This is a genomic window from Mesonia oceanica, assembly GCF_902499555.1.
Classification (GTDB): Bacteria; Bacteroidota; Bacteroidia; order Flavobacteriales; family Flavobacteriaceae; genus Mesonia; species Mesonia oceanica.
The window spans coordinates 154,262-170,717 of record NZ_CABVMM010000006.1; the positions used below are offsets into that span (position 1 = coordinate 154,262).

Sequence of the window (16,456 nt, forward strand, 5' to 3'; positions counted from 1 at the left end):
AAATGCCAACAATGGTAACCGTTGCACAAGCCTTTAATTCTTAGAAAATCTCACTTATTTAAATCGCTTTTAAGAGGTTCTTTGGTTTTATACCCTTTGCAAATTAGCAAAATGAACTGTTTTTAAAATGGACGTATACCCCTGATTTAAGGTCATTGTGAAATTTAAAAACAAGGCGAACATTCCTGCTCCACTTTTCACCCGGTTTTGAGTGAATTTGAGGTATTTTTTGAGGTTGTAGGCTATAGCTGAGAGCTGCATACACTTGTTAGCTTGCCTTAAACCTATGGTGTTTACTTTACGCAGTCCAACAAACTGAGTGAGTGTGCCAAAAACAGGTTCTACCGTGCTTTGCCGTTTGCCTTTCATATATCTGCCCTGTGGGCTTTCTACCCGGGCGATGTTGCGCTGATATTCTGCTCGGTAATAGGTAACACTGAACTTCTTTTCCTGTGCGCTTTTTCCCAGACAGCTGCTGCGTATAGGACAATCGATACACACGTGCTTGCGACAGCGGTATTCCTTCTTTCGAGTTCCGGTTCTGTAATCGTTAAACTCCTTGGTGAAGGGGATGATCTTACCTTGTGGGCACAGGTAATGATCTTGGTCTTCAACATATCTAAATCCATCAGGACCGCCTTTAAAAGTACCGTGAGCAGGTATAAAACTTTTAAGACCCTGTGCCTCTAAAAATGCGTAGTTCTCTCCTGAGCTATATCCGGTGTCGGCTACACAATTCTCCCAAACTAATCCCTGCTGCCACAGGCGGCGCTTTACGCGCTTAACTATATCAGGCAATTGCTGATTGTCTTTACCATCAGCGTGGTAAGCCCTAATGTCGGTAATCACGTGATGACCGGTATCTACACTTAGCTGACTCAGGTAATTGAGCTTTCTGGCCTTACCGGGCTTGACACTGATACGGGCATCAGGATCGGTAGGACTGTAATGCGTTTTATTACTGGTATATTTACTGCCTTTATTTCCTGACCCCGGTCGCTGATCCTGATCTTTGCTCCAACGCTTGTTGCGACTAGAGATCGCCTGTAGTTCCTGTTCATTAGCCGTTATGCTGCGTTGACCCTTGTCTGATTTATCACCCTTACTCTTACGAAATGGCTGATCTTTATCCATCGCACTAATATGACGAACTCTGCGCAAATGAGATTCTAACTCCTCTTCAGGTACTTTTAGTTCCAGAGTGTCCATCGAAGCGTTGGCCTTTACCGGGGCACTATCAATAGCTTGAGTATGACCACTCACCATCCCGGCTTCTACGCAAAGGCTGAATACCTTTGTAAATACAGACTCAAACACATCTTCCGGAAATAATTGTCGTGTTCGACTGATAGTGGAGTGCCAAGGTAGCTCCTCATCAATATCATAACCAATGAAATAGAGAATATCCAATCGCATACTGCAATGTTCGATAAGCTTGCGGTCGCTGATGATATTCTCTAAATAGCCCACCAGACAGAGTTTAAAGAACACTACAGGATCTATACTCTTTTGACCGCTGCTGCCGTAAAAACCTCGAGTAAGATCATAGAGAAAATCTAAGTTTAAGGCTTCTTTCAATCGGCGGTAGAAATTAGTGGCCGGTACCCGTTCACTCAACTGAAAACTGTTGAATAACTGCTCTTGATATACTTTTTTTCCTTGCATACCATGAAATTAATCTTTTTTAGTAAATTGTGCAACAAGCACAACGTATATAACAAATAGCTTCGTCTTTTATAAACAGGAAATTTTGGTATATTTGGTTAGTCGCCAAATCTTTTGATTTGGCTTTTTGAAAAGAAAAGATAAAAACAAAATACAAAAGTTTTGGCTTGTAGTTTGGCGGAAAGGTTCTCTCCTATTTACAAGCTACTTGTCATATACAAACACGTTAGCATACATTAAAAAAAAATAAAATGGCAGTTTTTCTTTATCAATTAGGAATTTTTTTAGCAATTATCATAGCAGCAAAATTTGGCAGAAAAACTAGAAATACAGCTGTTATTCTTATTTCTATCTTCACAATTTTACAAGTATTTATGTCTTGGCTATTATTATTACAATTTTTTACGATATTTTTATCTTACCAAATTTCTAATTCATTTTTGTCAGATCGAAGAATTTAAAATTTAAAAATTTATGGAATTTATAATTACTGCTGTTTTTGTTATTGCAATAATACTATTTATTAGATGGGCAATTTTAAATGTATCCAAAACTGCAAAGAAAAGTTATGATACAGCCAAAACATCAAATAGTCAAATGGGGAGTTTTATCAGAAACTCAGAATCTATGGTAAATTCTCAGTATAATAAAGTAAAAAAATACGCACAAAGAAACATTAGTAAATCATACTTAACGGGTTGTACTTGGATTTTATCAAATGAGCTTTCAAAAAATATTTTATATACATTTAGAAATAATGGAGAACTTTTAATTACTACAAATGGAATTGTAGAAAAGGCTAAATATGAAATTATTATTGATAATAATAGTATATTAATTAGTAAAAATGGTATAATAGAACATTATTCTATATTAAATATTTACGACAACTTCTTATTTCTTAATAAAATTTCTACTGATTCTATTTTAATTTTTGCAAATCAAACGAAATATAAAGATGAAGTTAAATCAATAATTAATCAACAAGCTAGAGAATTATTTGATTACAATTCAAGTCAAAGGATTGAATAAAAACGTATGCTAACACCGTATACAATAAATAGCTGCGTTCTTTCTAAACCGAAAATTTCGGTATATTTGGGAAGTCGCAAAATCTTTTGCTTTGGCATTTTGAAAAGAAAAAATAAAAGCAAAATACAAAAGATTTGGCTTGTTTTATGGCGGAAAAATACTCGCTAACTTGCACGCTACTTATCATATACAAACACGTTACCACACATTTGAGAAATGAACTTTCCTGAAATAGGTTGACTAAAAATTAATCCATTAATTATAGTCACTTATGAAAACACAAAATGAACATTGGCGAAAAAAAAGCTATCAGAAAGTAACATTAGAAACTAAACTTTTGGTCGTTGACCAAATCCTTACCGGACATATTTCTAACAATCAGGCTTCCAAAAAATATGATGTCCCAAGAACAACTATTACCTATTGGTTAAGAAAATACAGTACCTTAGTACAACAAAACAATGGTATGAGTAAGAACGATGAAATCAAAAGGTTAAAGGAAAAGATCGAAGAACTGGAGTTCCAAAAAGACTTTCAACAAGACATTATCGCCGATATGGAACTTATTACAGGGGTCGATATGTCAAAAAAGTCATTGCCCAAAACATTAGCAAAAGAGATAGAGCAAAAGAAAAAAGCGATTATAAAAGAAAGTGGCTCTATGGATGTTTTGGGATATCTAAACAAGCCTTCTACAAAAGGCTCAAAGCACAACAGAAAAAAGAAATAGATCATCTTAAAATGATCAAAATGGTCAAGGACTACCGGAAAAAAGTAGGATCGAAAACCGGTGGTATTAAACTCTATGCAGAACTAAAACAAGACTTCATAGACGCTGATATCAAGATCGGTAGAGATAAATTCTATAGGTTCCTTAGAATTAACAATCTTCTCGTTCCCAAAACTAAAAATTACATCACTACTACAAACTCTAACCATATGTACAAAAAATATAAGAACCTTGTAAAAGACCACGTCCCCACCCGTCCTGAACAACTCTGGGTAAGTGACATCACCTATATTAAAACTGAAAACGGACATAACTATCTAGCTTTAGTTACAGACGCCTATTCCAAGCAAATTATGGGATATAATCTCGATAACCATATGAGAACATCACTTTGTAAAAAAGCGCTCGATATGGCCATTAAAAACAGAAAATACCCTAACCTAAAACTCATTCACCACTCTGATAGAGGGTTCCAGTACTGCAACCCTAAATACACGCAGTTTGCTGAAGATAATAATATCACGATGAGTATGACAGAACAGTACGATCCTTACGAAAATGCAGTTGCAGAAAGAATCAACAGAACACTAAAACACGAGTACGGTTTAAAACAAACCATTAAAAACAAAGAACTAGCTCAAAAGTTAACACAACAAGCAGTCTATATTTATAATAATCTTAGAACACATTTTAGCCTTAACTTGAGAAAACCGGCTGAAGTACATCTTAATCCGAACATCAAATACAGATCCTATCGAAAAAATAATGTAAATTTACATCAACTCCACATCTAAATTTTAAAATATAACTATCAAAAAAGAGTCAACCTATATCAGTATAATACATCCAGCCGCACAAACAGCACATTTGGTTTTTTTCCGACTCGAAATCCAACGCTAAAAAAACCAAAAGAGCTGTTTCTTGCCAACGCTTTTGAATGATAAACGACATCAATGTTAAAAACTTAATTTAAAATCTTTACTTTTGTATGTGATGCAAAAACACCAAAACATAAAGGCACTATTTTTCTTGGGCATTTTCAGTATGTTACTGATGCACCAAGTTGTGCCACATTGGCATCATCAGCATCAAGAAGAACATCAACATAGTGAAGTAGCGCATTCGCACAAACACGAGCATCATCACGAAACCCCTAAACAAGATAATTCTAAAAAAGGCTTTTTCGATTGGTTTGTAGAAATGCACGTGCATACCAATACAACAACAGATGTGTTGGTGTTGAAGGAATCAACACTAAAGAAAATCACCGTAGAAAAAGAATCGGTAAAAACACTACTTGTTCAAACCGTAAATCTTGCTCTTATAGATGTTGATACCGCAAAAGAAAGATGGTATCATCCGCCAGATAAACTTCAAAACACATATTTCCCCAATTGCTCACTTCGGGGACCACCAAGTTTAGGTTAATCAGTTATACAGGGTTTTGTTAGTATAAACAAAAAACACCCTGTAATTCTATTTTGATAAACCTAAAATAACATCATTATGAACATAAAAATAGTATGCACCATTGGTGTATGCCTATTGGTTGGTAACATTTATTCTCAAACAAAAACAGTAGATGAATTACTTAACCAAATAGAACAAAACAATACCGAGTTAAAAGCCTATCAATCGTATATCGATGGGCAAAACTTACAAAATAAAAGCGGTAATAATTTACCAGACCCTCAACTTTCGGGTTATTATTTGCCTTTTGGTGAACACCAAAGTAACGATTATACAGAGTTTGAAATTTCACAATCATTTGAATTTCCAACGGTGTATGCAGCGCGTAGTAAATGGAATAATTTGAAAGAAGAACAGCTACAAGCTCTATTTACTAAAAAACGACAGGAAGTACTCTTAAAAGCAAAACAAGGGTTAATTAGCCTCTATATACTTCAAAAGCAAAAAACTATTGAAATCAATAGAAGGCAACAAAGCAAGCAGGTTTATGAGCAAATGCAAGAATTGTTCAATAAAGAACAAGTTGGCATTTTAGACCTCAATAAAGCCAAAGTAGCTTGGATTCAAGAGCAATTTGTAGTAGAACAATTAGAAACTGAAATCCAAAACCAAATTACGGTGTTGCAAACCTTAAATGGTGAGCAGTCGCTTGAGTTGGATAATCTGCAATTGGAAATTCCTTTTGAATTGCAAACTATGGAAACACTCTGGAGCGAGAAATTGGCAAGTGACCCCAAACTATTGGAGTTACGGGCTAAAGAAGCGTCAGCATTTCAAAATGTAAAACTCGAAAAGAATAAAATTCTGCCCAACCTTGCTTTAGGTTATAACTACCAAGGAGTAAATGGCAATAATTATTCTGGTGTTTACGGCGGTTTGTCCATTCCCTTATGGAACAGCCAGAATAAAGTTAAAGCGGCACAGGCAAATTATGAGTACCAACACTCCAGTTCGCAAGTAATCAAAGAACTACTGTATGCCGAATTGCAACAGGAGTATAATCAGTACCAATTATTGTTCGATAAGTATACCGAATACCAAAACACCATAGAAACCCTAAATAGCGAAGATTTACTCTTTAAAGCCTACAATTTAGGGGAATATTCCTTTTTGGAATATTATATGGAAGTGCAGTTTTATCGGGATGCCACCGACAAAATGCTGCAAATGGAAAAAGAATTACAGCTTTTACAAGCACAATTATTAATACATAAACTTTAACAATTTAAAACTCTAAAACAATGAAAACAGTATCAAAATTTTTAATGGCATTAACCGTAATCCTTGCAATAAGTATTACAAGTTGCCGAGACACTAAAAAAGAAGAAACAAATGATGACCACGGTCACGAGCATAATGCTGATGGTAGTCATAAGACTGAACAAGAAGACGTAAAACAAGAAGAGTTTACCGTGGGCAAGGATTCTATTAAATCCGAAGAGAAAACACATACTCACGATAACGGAGAAGAACACCACGACCACTAAAAACAAAACAAATGAAAAAGTATGTAATAATTGTGCTTGCCTTTATGGCAATAGCTTGTAAGCAAAATAATGAAGATAACCACGCCCATAACCCTGATGGAAGTCACGTAGGCGAAGAAATACCTCGATTAGATTATACCATTTGGACAGATAAAACCGAATTGTTCGTTGAATTTCCTGTACTTATTGTTGGGCAACCCAGCAAATTTGCAGCGCATTTTACGGTAATGGACAAACACCAACCTGTGCGTGAAGGTTCGGTTACAGTAAGTTTAATTAAAGGTGACAAAGGCATTCGTGCTACAGCAGAAAGTCCGTCATCACCAGGAATATTTTCACCCATCATTCAGCCAAAGGAAGCGGGAGTACATCAATTGGTATTCGACCTATCTACACCACAATACAAAGATAAAATTGTGATTAAGGATATAATGGTCTATTCAAATTTAGATGAAGCCAATAAAGCAGTAGGTGATGCAGGTGAAGATGGTTCTATTTCCTTTTTAAAAGAACAGGCTTGGAAAATAGATTTTCAAACCGCACCAGTCGTTAAAGGTGATATTTACAATGTGATTAAGACATCGGGAGTTTGGCAACCTGCGCAGGGTTCTGTAAAAGCATTGGTCGCTACAGCTAATGGAACTGTAAATTTTGCCACAACTAACCTAACGGAAGGAACAGAAGTTAAACAAGGGCAGTTGCTTATGAACGTGAGCAGTCAGGGATTGGCAAACAATAATTTGAGTGCAGATATCGCTTCCGCGAAAGCGAAATTTGACCAGGCCCAATCAGAGTACAACCGAAAAAAGGAACTCTACGAAAGCAAGATTATCCCAAAATCAGAATTTGAAAAAGTAGAGAGTAACTATACAATTGCAAAGTCGCAATATCAATCGCTTGCTTCAGGAGTTTCTGGTGGCAGTAAGCAAATACGGGCACCTTTTAATGGGTTTATAAGAAGTGTCAATATTGGTAATGGCGATTATGCAGAACAAGGAACCGTATTAATAAGTGTTGCGACCGAACAATCCAAAGTATTAAAATCGCAAATAGCACCTACGTATGGGTTGACGATGCAAAACATTAAAAATGTTTGGTATCAAACCGAAATGGGAAATTGGAAAAGTATTTTAGATACTGAAGGTGAAATTCTGTCTATATCAAAAGATGTTGAGCGTGAGAGTCCGTTAATTACGGTTTATGCCAAAGTAAACGATGCAATTACTTTACCTGATGGAAGCTTAACCCAAGTACAAATTGCGATGGGTAACGGTGAACAAGGAACACTTGTACCAGAATCGGCTTTATTGGAAGATTACGGCAATTACTCGGTTATGGTACAACTTTCTGGAGAAAGTTTTGAAAGACGCCCTATTTCCATAGGGCAACGAAACGGTAAAAACGTAGAGGTGCTCAAAGGGTTACAGGTTGGTGATGTGGTGGTAACTACAGGAGCCTACCAAGTAAAAATGGCATCAATGTCAGGTTCTACACCTGCACACGGACACGAACACTAAAAGCAAAAGGTATGTTGAATAAAATATTAAATATATCACTTCATAACAGATTGCTTATCCTGTTAGGAGCTGTAGTGTTAAGCGTGTTGGGCGTGTATTATGCAAAGACTATGAATGTGGATGTATTCCCAGACTTAACAGCGCCAACGGTAACTATTCTTACCGAAGCCCACGGAATGGAATCTGAAGAAGTAGAGAAATTAGTCACCTATCAATTAGAAACTGCCTTAAACGGTTCGCCAAATGTAAGACGAATCCGTTCGTCATCGGCAGCGGGAATTTCCATTGTTTGGATAGAATTTGAATGGGGAACCGATATTTATCGTGCACGTCAAATTGTGAGTGAACGGATCCCAATGGTACGTGAGAATTTACCAGAAGGCATTGGAGCACCAACAATGGCACCTATTTCATCGATTATGGGCGAGATAATGCTATTGGGTGTAACGTCAGATAGTTTGTCGCCAATGGAATTACGCACACTTTCCGATTGGACAATCAGACCACGCATTAAGTCCATAGGTGGTATTGCCAATGTAGTGGTGATTGGTGGTGAATACAAACAATACCAAGTATTTGCCAATCCTGAAAAGATGAAACATTACAATGTAAGTCTAACCGAATTGGTAGAACACGTTAAGGAGGCAAATACAAATGCACCTGGCGGTGTAGTAAACCAATACGGAAACCAATACATCATTAAAGGAAGCGGTAGAGCGTATGCGTTAGAAGATTTGCAGGAAGCTGTTTTAAAACAAGTCAACGGACAAACCATCAAAATTAAAGACGTGGCGACTGTTAAAATTGGAGCTGCTGATAAAATTGGTGATGGTTCTTTAAACGCAAATCCTGCGGTGATTTTAACCATTTCAAAACAACCTGATGTTAATACGTTGGAATTGACAGACCGCTTGGATGAAGCGATTGCCGATTTACAAAAAACCTTACCAAAAGGTGTAAACATTAAAAGCCAAATCTTTAGACAATCCGATTTTATTGATGCGTCTATTAGCAATCTTAATATGACCCTTTTAGAAGGAGCGTTTTTTGTAATGATTATCCTGTTCATCTTTTTAATGAACTGGAGAACAACCTTAATATCTTTATTGGCAATTCCTATTTCATTGTTGGTCTCAATTATCATTTTAAAATGGTTGGGATATACCATCAATACAATGAGTTTAGGTGGTATGGCAATTGCTATTGGTGCGTTGGTTGATGATGCCATTATTGATGTGGAAAATGTGTATAAACGCTTACGAGAGAACATCAAAAAACCAAAAGCAGAACGACAATCTACAATTACGGTTGTGCGTGATGCTTCTGTAGAAATCAGGAGTTCTATTATCATCGCCACTTTAATTATCATTGTGTCGTTCGTACCCTTATTCTTTTTAAGCGGAATGGAAGGTCGATTATTGCAACCATTGGGTATTGCTTTTGTAACCTCTGTATTAACATCCTTGATAGTTGCAGTAACCGTAACACCTATTTTGTGTTCTTATTTATTGAAAAATGAAAAACTACTCAATAAGCAAGCAGAAGGAACACGTGTGGAACGTTGGTTACAGAAACATTATGGTAATCTTTTGAAGCGTGCCACTACTATTCCAAAAACCATTATTGCAACGACGGTAATTGCATTTACCATAAGTCTTTTAGTACTCACACAATTAGGAAGAAGTTTTTTACCCGAATTTAATGAAGGCTCTTTGGTAATTAGTGTGGTTGGACCACCAGGTATGTCGTTAGAAGAAAGCAATAAAACAGGAAAATTGATAGAATCAATTTTATTGGATTTACCAGAAGTGGACGTTGTTACAAGACGACAAGGAAGAGCAGAATTAGATGAACACGCACAAGGTGTAAATGCTTCAGAAATTGACGTGCCTTTTGTACTAGAGGATAAAACCAAAGAAGAATTCTTTGAAGAAGTCCGAAATAAATTGAGCGTAGCACCAGGTGTTAATATTACCTTGGGACAACCCATTGCACACCGAATTGACCATATGCTTTCTGGTACACGTGCCAATATTGCTATTAAGATATTTGGTTCAGATTTACAACGGTTGTTCGAGGTTGGCAAAAGCGTAGAACAAAACATTAAAGAAATTGATGGATTGGCAGATGTTGCGGTTGACCAACAAATTGAAGTGCCACAAATACGTATCAAACCCAAACGTCAGATTCTCTCGGCTTATGGAATGACCGTTGGCGATGTAATGGAACAAGTAGATATTGCATTTGCAGGAGAAGAAGCAGGAGAAATTTATGAAGGTCAGCAATATTTTGATTTGATAGTTCGCTACGAAAAACCGTTTCGTGATGATATTGAAAATATCAAAAACGCCTTAATTTCTTTGCCAAATGGTGGACAAACCATATTAGGAGAATTGGCAACTGTTCAATCGGTAAGTAGTCCAAATACCATTAATCGTGAAGATGTACAACGGAAAATTGTAGTGGCTGCCAATGTACAAGGCAGGGATTTACGTGGTGCAGTAAACGAAATACAAGAAGTGGTTGCAAACAACGTGAATATGCCAGAAGGTTACCGTGTGCAATATGGCGGGCAATTTGAAAGCGAATCGAAAGCATCACAATTGCTTATGATAACAGCAATCGTTGCGATAGTCATTATTTTCCTTTTACTCTATTATGAATTTAAAGATGTAAAATTGGCATTTGTAGTATTGATTAATTTACCGTTAGCTTTAATAGGTGGTATTTTGATTGTGTATTTCACATCAGGAATCATCAGTATTGCAGCCACAATTGGATTTATTAGTCTTTTCGGTATCGCTACTCGTAACGGTATCCTATTAGTATCACGTTATGAAGATTTGCGCCAAGAAGGAATGCAAGGTTTCCAATTAATTAAAACAGGAGCTTTAGACCGTTTAAACCCAATTTTAATGACAGCTTTTACAACAGGGTTGGCGTTAATTCCCTTGGCTTTAAAAGGTGGAGAACCAGGTAGTGAAATACAAAGCCCAATGGCTGTAGTTATTCTTGGCGGATTGCTTTCTGCAACTATATTAAACTTGGTAGTAATTCCTTGTGTGTATCAATTAGTCACAAAAAAGAAGGACTAAACATTTATTTGAGCCGCTTCTTTATGAAGTGGCTCAAATTTTATCGAATTGAACTAAATAGAATCGCCAACGCTACAAGCCATACACATTTGCAATTCGCTTGAGCCAACACACTATCCAAAAATTGCGAAAGAGTATGTCTTTGCCAACGCTAGCAAGTTTGCGGAGAAAAAGTACGAAAACACAACAACGTACATAAAAAATAGCGGTTTTGGCGCTTATACGAAAATGATTTTTATAAATTTAAGGTCAGTTATAATCCAAAAAATTTGTGTATAAAAATCCGCTACTTTTCATATACAAAACCGTTGCCCACAATTTACTAAATGAACTTTCCTGAAATAGGTTGACTAAAAATTAATCCATTAATTATAGTCACTTATGAAAACACAAAATGAACATTGGCGAAAAAAAAGCTATCAGAAAGTAACATTAGAAACTAAACTTTTGGTCGTTGACCAAATCCTTACCGGACATATTTCTAACAATCAGGCTTCCAAAAAATATGATGTCCCAAGAACAACTATTACCTATTGGTTAAGAAAATACAGTACCTTAGTACAACAAAACAATGGTATGAGTAAGAACGATGAAATCAAAAGGTTAAAGGAAAAGATCGAAGAACTGGAGTTCCAAAAAGACTTTCAACAAGACATTATCGCCGATATGGAACTTATTACAGGGGTCGATATGTCAAAAAAGTCATTGCCCAAAACATTAGCAAAAGAGATAGAGCAAAAGAAAAAAGCGATTATAAAAGAAAGTGGCTCTATGGATGTTTTGGGATATCTAAACAAGCCTTCTACAAAAGGCTCAAAGCACAACAGAAAAAAGAAATAGATCATCTTAAAATGATCAAAATGGTCAAGGACTACCGGAAAAAAGTAGGATCGAAAACCGGTGGTATTAAACTCTATGCAGAACTAAAACAAGACTTCATAGACGCTGATATCAAGATCGGTAGAGATAAATTCTATAGGTTCCTTAGAATTAACAATCTTCTCGTTCCCAAAACTAAAAATTACATCACTACTACAAACTCTAACCATATGTACAAAAAATATAAGAACCTTGTAAAAGACCACGTCCCCACCCGTCCTGAACAACTCTGGGTAAGTGACATCACCTATATTAAAACTGAAAACGGACATAACTATCTAGCTTTAGTTACAGACGCCTATTCCAAGCAAATTATGGGATATAATCTCGATAACCATATGAGAACATCACTTTGTAAAAAAGCGCTCGATATGGCCATTAAAAACAGAAAATACCCTAACCTAAAACTCATTCACCACTCTGATAGAGGGTTCCAGTACTGCAACCCTAAATACACGCAGTTTGCTGAAGATAATAATATCACGATGAGTATGACAGAACAGTACGATCCTTACGAAAATGCAGTTGCAGAAAGAATCAACAGAACACTAAAACACGAGTACGGTTTAAAACAAACCATTAAAAACAAAGAACTAGCTCAAAAGTTAACACAACAAGCAGTCTATATTTATAATAATCTTAGAACACATTTTAGCCTTAACTTGAGAAAACCGGCTGAAGTACATCTTAATCCGAACATCAAATACAGATCCTATCGAAAAAATAATGTAAATTTACATCAACTCCACATCTAAATTTTAAAATATAACTATCAAAAAAGAGTCAACCTATATCAGTATAATACAAAAATTCGAAACTAAATGAAAAACACAACTATTGACATAAATGAATCTACAATTAAAGAATACGTAAAATCATTACGTTCCGAAAATCCAGAAATTAGAGAACAAGTTGATATTGGATATTCGTATGACGGAAAAGTTATAATCCTGTTTGAAATTAGACCTGATTGGCAAGATGTAAAAAAGAAACAACAATTTGATTTTGCCAAAATCCGATATTACAAATCAAGAAAAGAATGGAATTTGTATTGGATGAGAGCGAGTGGAAAATGGGAAATTTACGAGCCCTTTCCCAAATCTACTTATTTAGATAAAATTATAGAAATTATAAAAGAAGATAAACACGCTTGTTTTTTTGGATAATTCTAAACAAAATATAATTAAAAAAATTGCGCAGGAACTGGATTGCGGATTTGATTGCTATTACAATTCTAAAACGAATGAAATTATAACAATACCAAACTTTTCGCACATTGAAGACGAAGATGATTTTAAAGAAGCTTTTAGAGAGGATTTAGAAAAAATAAAGAACCATCAAGCGGATTTTATTAAAATTGAAGTTCTACAAAGTTTTGAGAGTTTTAAAATAATGGAGCTTTTTATTAGGCAGCTGCATGATAAAAAACTTCAAGCGGAATTAGAAAGTGTATTAACGAATAAAAAGCCATTTCAGAATTTTAAAAATAGAATTGACAACTCTGACTATCGAAAGACTTGGTTTGATTTTAAACAAAATGAATTGGAGAATTTTGTGAAAAATAAGTTGAATAATGGAAGTATTAACCATTGAATAAAATATAGTATAAATAATACTCTTTCCCCATACTATCTTTTACTAATGTACTATAATTAAATAGATTAAAATTTTCCTTAATAAAATAAAAGTAAAATTTCGATATCTATTTATCACCCTAATAAACACTTTCAATTATTTATTTGCTGCAAATACCAACCTGCTTTTGGGGCGGTCGAGACTATTTGCAGCAAATTTTCAGGAAATTTCAAAATCGGAAAATTCGAAAGCCTCATAAATAAAGGGAATCAGGAAAAGTAACACCGCTCTGCGTGTTACCCTCTTGCTTTTCCTTTTCCACTGCGATGCATTGAAAAATGAAAACCTTTGAGCAGACTAACGGCTTTATAAATAACTAAAGAAATAAGCTGATAAAAAACCCTCAATCTATGAGGGCTTTTCTATCATTCTAATTAAAATTTTTGATTTTAGCGGGTTACAAAACTCCCTGATCGGCAAAACTGTAATACTCTTTATTCGGAGTAATGATAAGATGATCAAGAACTTTGACATCCAATAATTCTCCTGCTTTGATAATCTTTTGCGTAAGCTGTCGATCAGCTTCACTTGGTTTTAAAGTGCCACTAGGATGGTTATGCAAAAGTATGATCGCTGTAGATAAACTTTTTAAAACAACGGCAAATAAGATTCTAAGATCTACTAAAGTTCCGGTAATCCCACCTTTTGAAACCTCGTAAATACCTTTCACAATATTTGAATTATTGAGCAATAGAATTTTAAAATGCTCCTGCATTTCGATATGGTTTTGATCCCAATGTTCAAAAGCCAGTTGTGCAGCATCTTGTGAACATCCAATTTTAAAAGTGGTATTTATCGTTTGATTTCCGTGGTAGCTGATTTGAATTTCATTAACTTTGGTTTTCATATTGACTTATTTTAAGGGAGTTAATAATGAAAAAGAGGGCACAACTTTGGTGAGGGATGCCCTCTTTATTTTTTACTTATTCCGCAGCTTGATTTCCAAGAAATAAAATTTCCTGTACCACCACTTCGGTTACATATCTTTTTTCACCCGTTTGGGTTTCATAAGATCTGGAGGTCAATTTTCCCTGAATGGCAATTTCTTTTCCTTTACCGACATATTTTTCGATAAGATCCGCCTGATTACCCCAGGCGATCAGGTTGTGCCATTGGGTATCCTGCACTTTCTCACCATCCTTTTGGTAATACTCATTGGTTGCCATCGATAGACGAACCGCTTTTTTACCACTGTCAAAAGTGATGGTTTCCGGGGTGTTCCCCACATTTCCGATTAATTGAACTTGATTTTTGATCGTACTCATAACATTAAAATTTAGATTCTACCATTAGGGTAGAAAGGTTAAACATTGATTTACTTATTATATCTGAAGCGTTTTCCTTTTTGATTTTTACTTCGCTTCCGATGATGTTGTTTTGAAATGATTTCATAATGATATTTTTTTGATTTACTTCCCATAGAGCTGTGAGCTGTTCCCTTTTTTGATGCTGATACGTTTTCAGGAATTGGAATTAGGGAAGATGTATAAAAAGGAAGAATGACTGGCTTATGCCATCTGGACTAACTTCCAATTCCTGGTATTTTGCATAGTAAAAAAGGGAGGGACAGTGAGCAACCGGGAAGTCAACAAAAACCATTGAAATTGAAAAACAACCGGAAGTGAAGTAAATGGAATGGACAGGGATCACGAGTATCCCTACCTATCTTTTTTTAGAACTTTAATTGGAATAGCAGCTCTTAATTTATTAGATGAAACTTTTTTTGCCACCACTCATTCAGATCATTATGGTCTCGATACAGGGAAGAACAATCTATGGTATTGGAATGTAAGGACTTGATAAAACCAAGCGCTTTGTTTCCTGCGGAATCACGATCTAGATAAAGATGTAATTCCTGATAGTCTTTTAGCTTCGGAGCAATCTTTTCAATAAGCGCAGTAGAGTTTAAAATCAATATATCGGATTGTTTTATTTTATCCTTTTGAAAAGCTACCAGTGAAAGATAATCGAACCAGCCTTCGCAGATAATTAATTGTTGTTTTCCGTGAAGAACCCAACTGGAAGCTTTTGGGCTAGTACTTAATTTGAGATACTTACTCCGTAATTCATAACCTCCTTTTTTATTTTTAAAGCCCAAGGCAAACTGATTCCTTTTCTTCAGTTTAAAATGAACTTCATAAGCATAGGCTTTCAGAAGTGTGCCAGAAATGCCTCGACGCTGCGCATAAGATAATAAAGCCGGATGAGTAACCGATTTGATCCGGGTGATCGTAAAAGGAGAAGAAGAAGACTTTTGACGATGCTGGCTTACTTGAGGTTGACAGATTGTGCCCTTAAAATTCTGAAGATAGAGAAGAACTCCGCTCACATCCGTATGTAAATAGATGATCAATAGATCGATAAGATTACCACCTTTACCCAAGCCGAAGTCATACCATCGGTTCAACTTTAAATTTACTTTAAAAGAGGCTTGCGTTTCTGACCGTAAGGGACTCAGGTACCAAGCTTCTTTTCCCGTTTCTCTAGTGGGAAGGTGTCCCAATTTTTCCAGCACCTCCGGGATGGAAATAGTGCGGGCACGTTCACAGCTTACGATTTCTTTTTTCATAAGCTCTATATTCAATGTCTTGCTGATGATTCAAGACAATACAATCCTTTTAAAGTTATGTTGAAAGAAAGAAATAGTTTAGCTCAAAGAATAGTAATTATACACAATGATCACCTCTAATGGATGTCAAGGTAAATCAAATGATTTCCAATCAATCGCTATGAATTAATTCGTAGAAGAATAGCAAAGTCTAAGGCTTGAGTAGAAATAAAATTTCAAAAAATATCATCAATAGAGTTATCAACAATAAATCTCTTGGAAAAATCAAAAAACAGTACGCTTAAAAAGCAATTTTTCAATTATTTGAAATAATGCCGATAAAAACATTTAAAAATGAATACAATATTGACACAATTCTAACGGCGAATTATTTTGTT

17 protein-coding genes are annotated in these 16,456 nt (G+C 35.5%); 12 read left to right on the forward strand and 5 right to left on the reverse strand.

The annotated features are described in order from the left end of the window. Positions 1-87 precede the first annotated feature (87 nt). Positions 88-1,665, reverse strand: coding sequence for an IS1182 family transposase (locus tag FVB9532_RS08835; protein ID WP_228482278.1), 1,578 nt, complete (start codon positions 1,663-1,665; stop codon positions 88-90). Positions 1,666-2,139: 474 nt separating this feature from the next. Here FVB9532_RS08835 and FVB9532_RS08840 point away from each other — a divergent pair, with 474 nt between their 5' ends. The 12 genes from FVB9532_RS08840 to FVB9532_RS08895 all read left to right on the forward strand — a co-directional run bounded on the left by FVB9532_RS08840 (position 2,140) and on the right by FVB9532_RS08895 (position 13,468). Beyond that, positions 2,140-2,697: a hypothetical protein gene (locus tag FVB9532_RS08840; RefSeq protein WP_150544850.1), complete on the forward strand. Its 558-nt coding sequence runs from the start codon at positions 2,140-2,142 to the stop codon at positions 2,695-2,697. Between the two features lie 271 nt (positions 2,698-2,968). Beyond that, positions 2,969-3,427: a helix-turn-helix domain-containing protein gene (locus FVB9532_RS08845; protein WP_228482279.1), complete on the forward strand. Its 459-nt coding sequence runs from the start codon at positions 2,969-2,971 to the stop codon at positions 3,425-3,427. Then, complete coding sequence (locus FVB9532_RS08850; protein WP_228482286.1) at positions 3,373-4,221, forward strand: IS3 family transposase; 849 nt, start codon at positions 3,373-3,375, stop codon at positions 4,219-4,221. The genes FVB9532_RS08845 and FVB9532_RS08850 overlap by 55 nt, the downstream gene beginning before the upstream one ends. A 199-nt stretch (positions 4,222-4,420) precedes the next feature. Further along, positions 4,421-4,855 carry a DUF6769 family protein gene (locus FVB9532_RS08855; RefSeq protein WP_194716519.1) on the forward strand — a complete coding sequence of 145 codons (435 nt, stop codon included), beginning with the start codon at positions 4,421-4,423 and terminating at the stop codon, positions 4,853-4,855. A gap of 78 nt (positions 4,856-4,933) precedes the next feature. Continuing rightward, positions 4,934-6,118, forward strand: a complete 1,185-nt coding sequence (locus FVB9532_RS08860) for a TolC family protein (protein WP_150544853.1) — start codon at positions 4,934-4,936, stop codon at positions 6,116-6,118. A 20-nt stretch (positions 6,119-6,138) separates the two neighbouring features. Further along, the gene (locus tag FVB9532_RS08865; RefSeq protein WP_150544854.1) at positions 6,139-6,384 is read left to right on the forward strand and encodes a hypothetical protein; all 246 of its coding nucleotides are present in this window, start codon (positions 6,139-6,141) and stop codon (positions 6,382-6,384) included. Positions 6,385-6,395: 11 nt separating this feature from the next. Further along, on the forward strand, positions 6,396-7,901 hold the full coding sequence (locus tag FVB9532_RS08870; RefSeq protein ID WP_150544855.1) for an efflux RND transporter periplasmic adaptor subunit: 1,506 nt from the start codon (positions 6,396-6,398) through the stop codon (positions 7,899-7,901). Between the two features lie 11 nt (positions 7,902-7,912). After that, positions 7,913-10,996 carry an efflux RND transporter permease subunit gene (locus FVB9532_RS08875; RefSeq protein WP_150544856.1) on the forward strand — a complete coding sequence of 1,028 codons (3,084 nt, stop codon included), beginning with the start codon at positions 7,913-7,915 and terminating at the stop codon, positions 10,994-10,996. Positions 10,997-11,377: 381 nt separating this feature from the next. Further along, a complete protein-coding gene (locus tag FVB9532_RS08880) occupies positions 11,378-11,836 on the forward strand; it encodes a helix-turn-helix domain-containing protein (RefSeq protein ID WP_228482279.1) in 459 nt (152 codons plus the stop codon). Continuing rightward, the gene (locus FVB9532_RS08885) at positions 11,782-12,630 is read left to right on the forward strand and encodes an IS3 family transposase (RefSeq protein WP_228482286.1); all 849 of its coding nucleotides are present in this window, start codon (positions 11,782-11,784) and stop codon (positions 12,628-12,630) included. Before FVB9532_RS08880 ends, FVB9532_RS08885 begins: the two co-directional genes overlap by 55 nt. A gap of 66 nt (positions 12,631-12,696) precedes the next feature. Beyond that, positions 12,697-13,041 carry a DUF3024 domain-containing protein gene (locus FVB9532_RS08890; protein WP_150544857.1) on the forward strand — a complete coding sequence of 115 codons (345 nt, stop codon included), beginning with the start codon at positions 12,697-12,699 and terminating at the stop codon, positions 13,039-13,041. Then, complete coding sequence (locus FVB9532_RS08895) at positions 13,034-13,468, forward strand: UPF0158 family protein (protein WP_150544858.1); 435 nt, start codon at positions 13,034-13,036, stop codon at positions 13,466-13,468. The genes FVB9532_RS08890 and FVB9532_RS08895 overlap by 8 nt, the downstream gene beginning before the upstream one ends. Positions 13,469-13,907: 439 nt before the next feature. Here FVB9532_RS08895 and FVB9532_RS08900 read toward each other — a convergent pair whose 3' ends face one another. The 4 genes from FVB9532_RS08900 to FVB9532_RS08910 form a co-directional block, all read right to left on the reverse strand. Then, entirely contained in the window at positions 13,908-14,357 is a 450-nt protein-coding gene (locus FVB9532_RS08900; RefSeq protein WP_150544859.1) for a JAB domain-containing protein, read from the reverse strand. 76 nt (positions 14,358-14,433) lie between these two features. Continuing rightward, positions 14,434-14,775, reverse strand: coding sequence for a single-stranded DNA-binding protein (locus tag FVB9532_RS08905; RefSeq protein WP_027884033.1), 342 nt, complete (start codon positions 14,773-14,775; stop codon positions 14,434-14,436). Between the two features lie 4 nt (positions 14,776-14,779). Next, positions 14,780-14,902: a hypothetical protein gene (locus FVB9532_RS19890; protein ID WP_262714388.1), complete on the reverse strand. Its 123-nt coding sequence runs from the start codon at positions 14,900-14,902 to the stop codon at positions 14,780-14,782. Positions 14,903-15,209: 307 nt separating this feature from the next. Continuing rightward, positions 15,210-16,079, reverse strand: coding sequence for a DUF8464 domain-containing protein (locus FVB9532_RS08910; protein WP_150544860.1), 870 nt, complete (start codon positions 16,077-16,079; stop codon positions 15,210-15,212). Positions 16,080-16,456 lie beyond the last annotated feature (377 nt).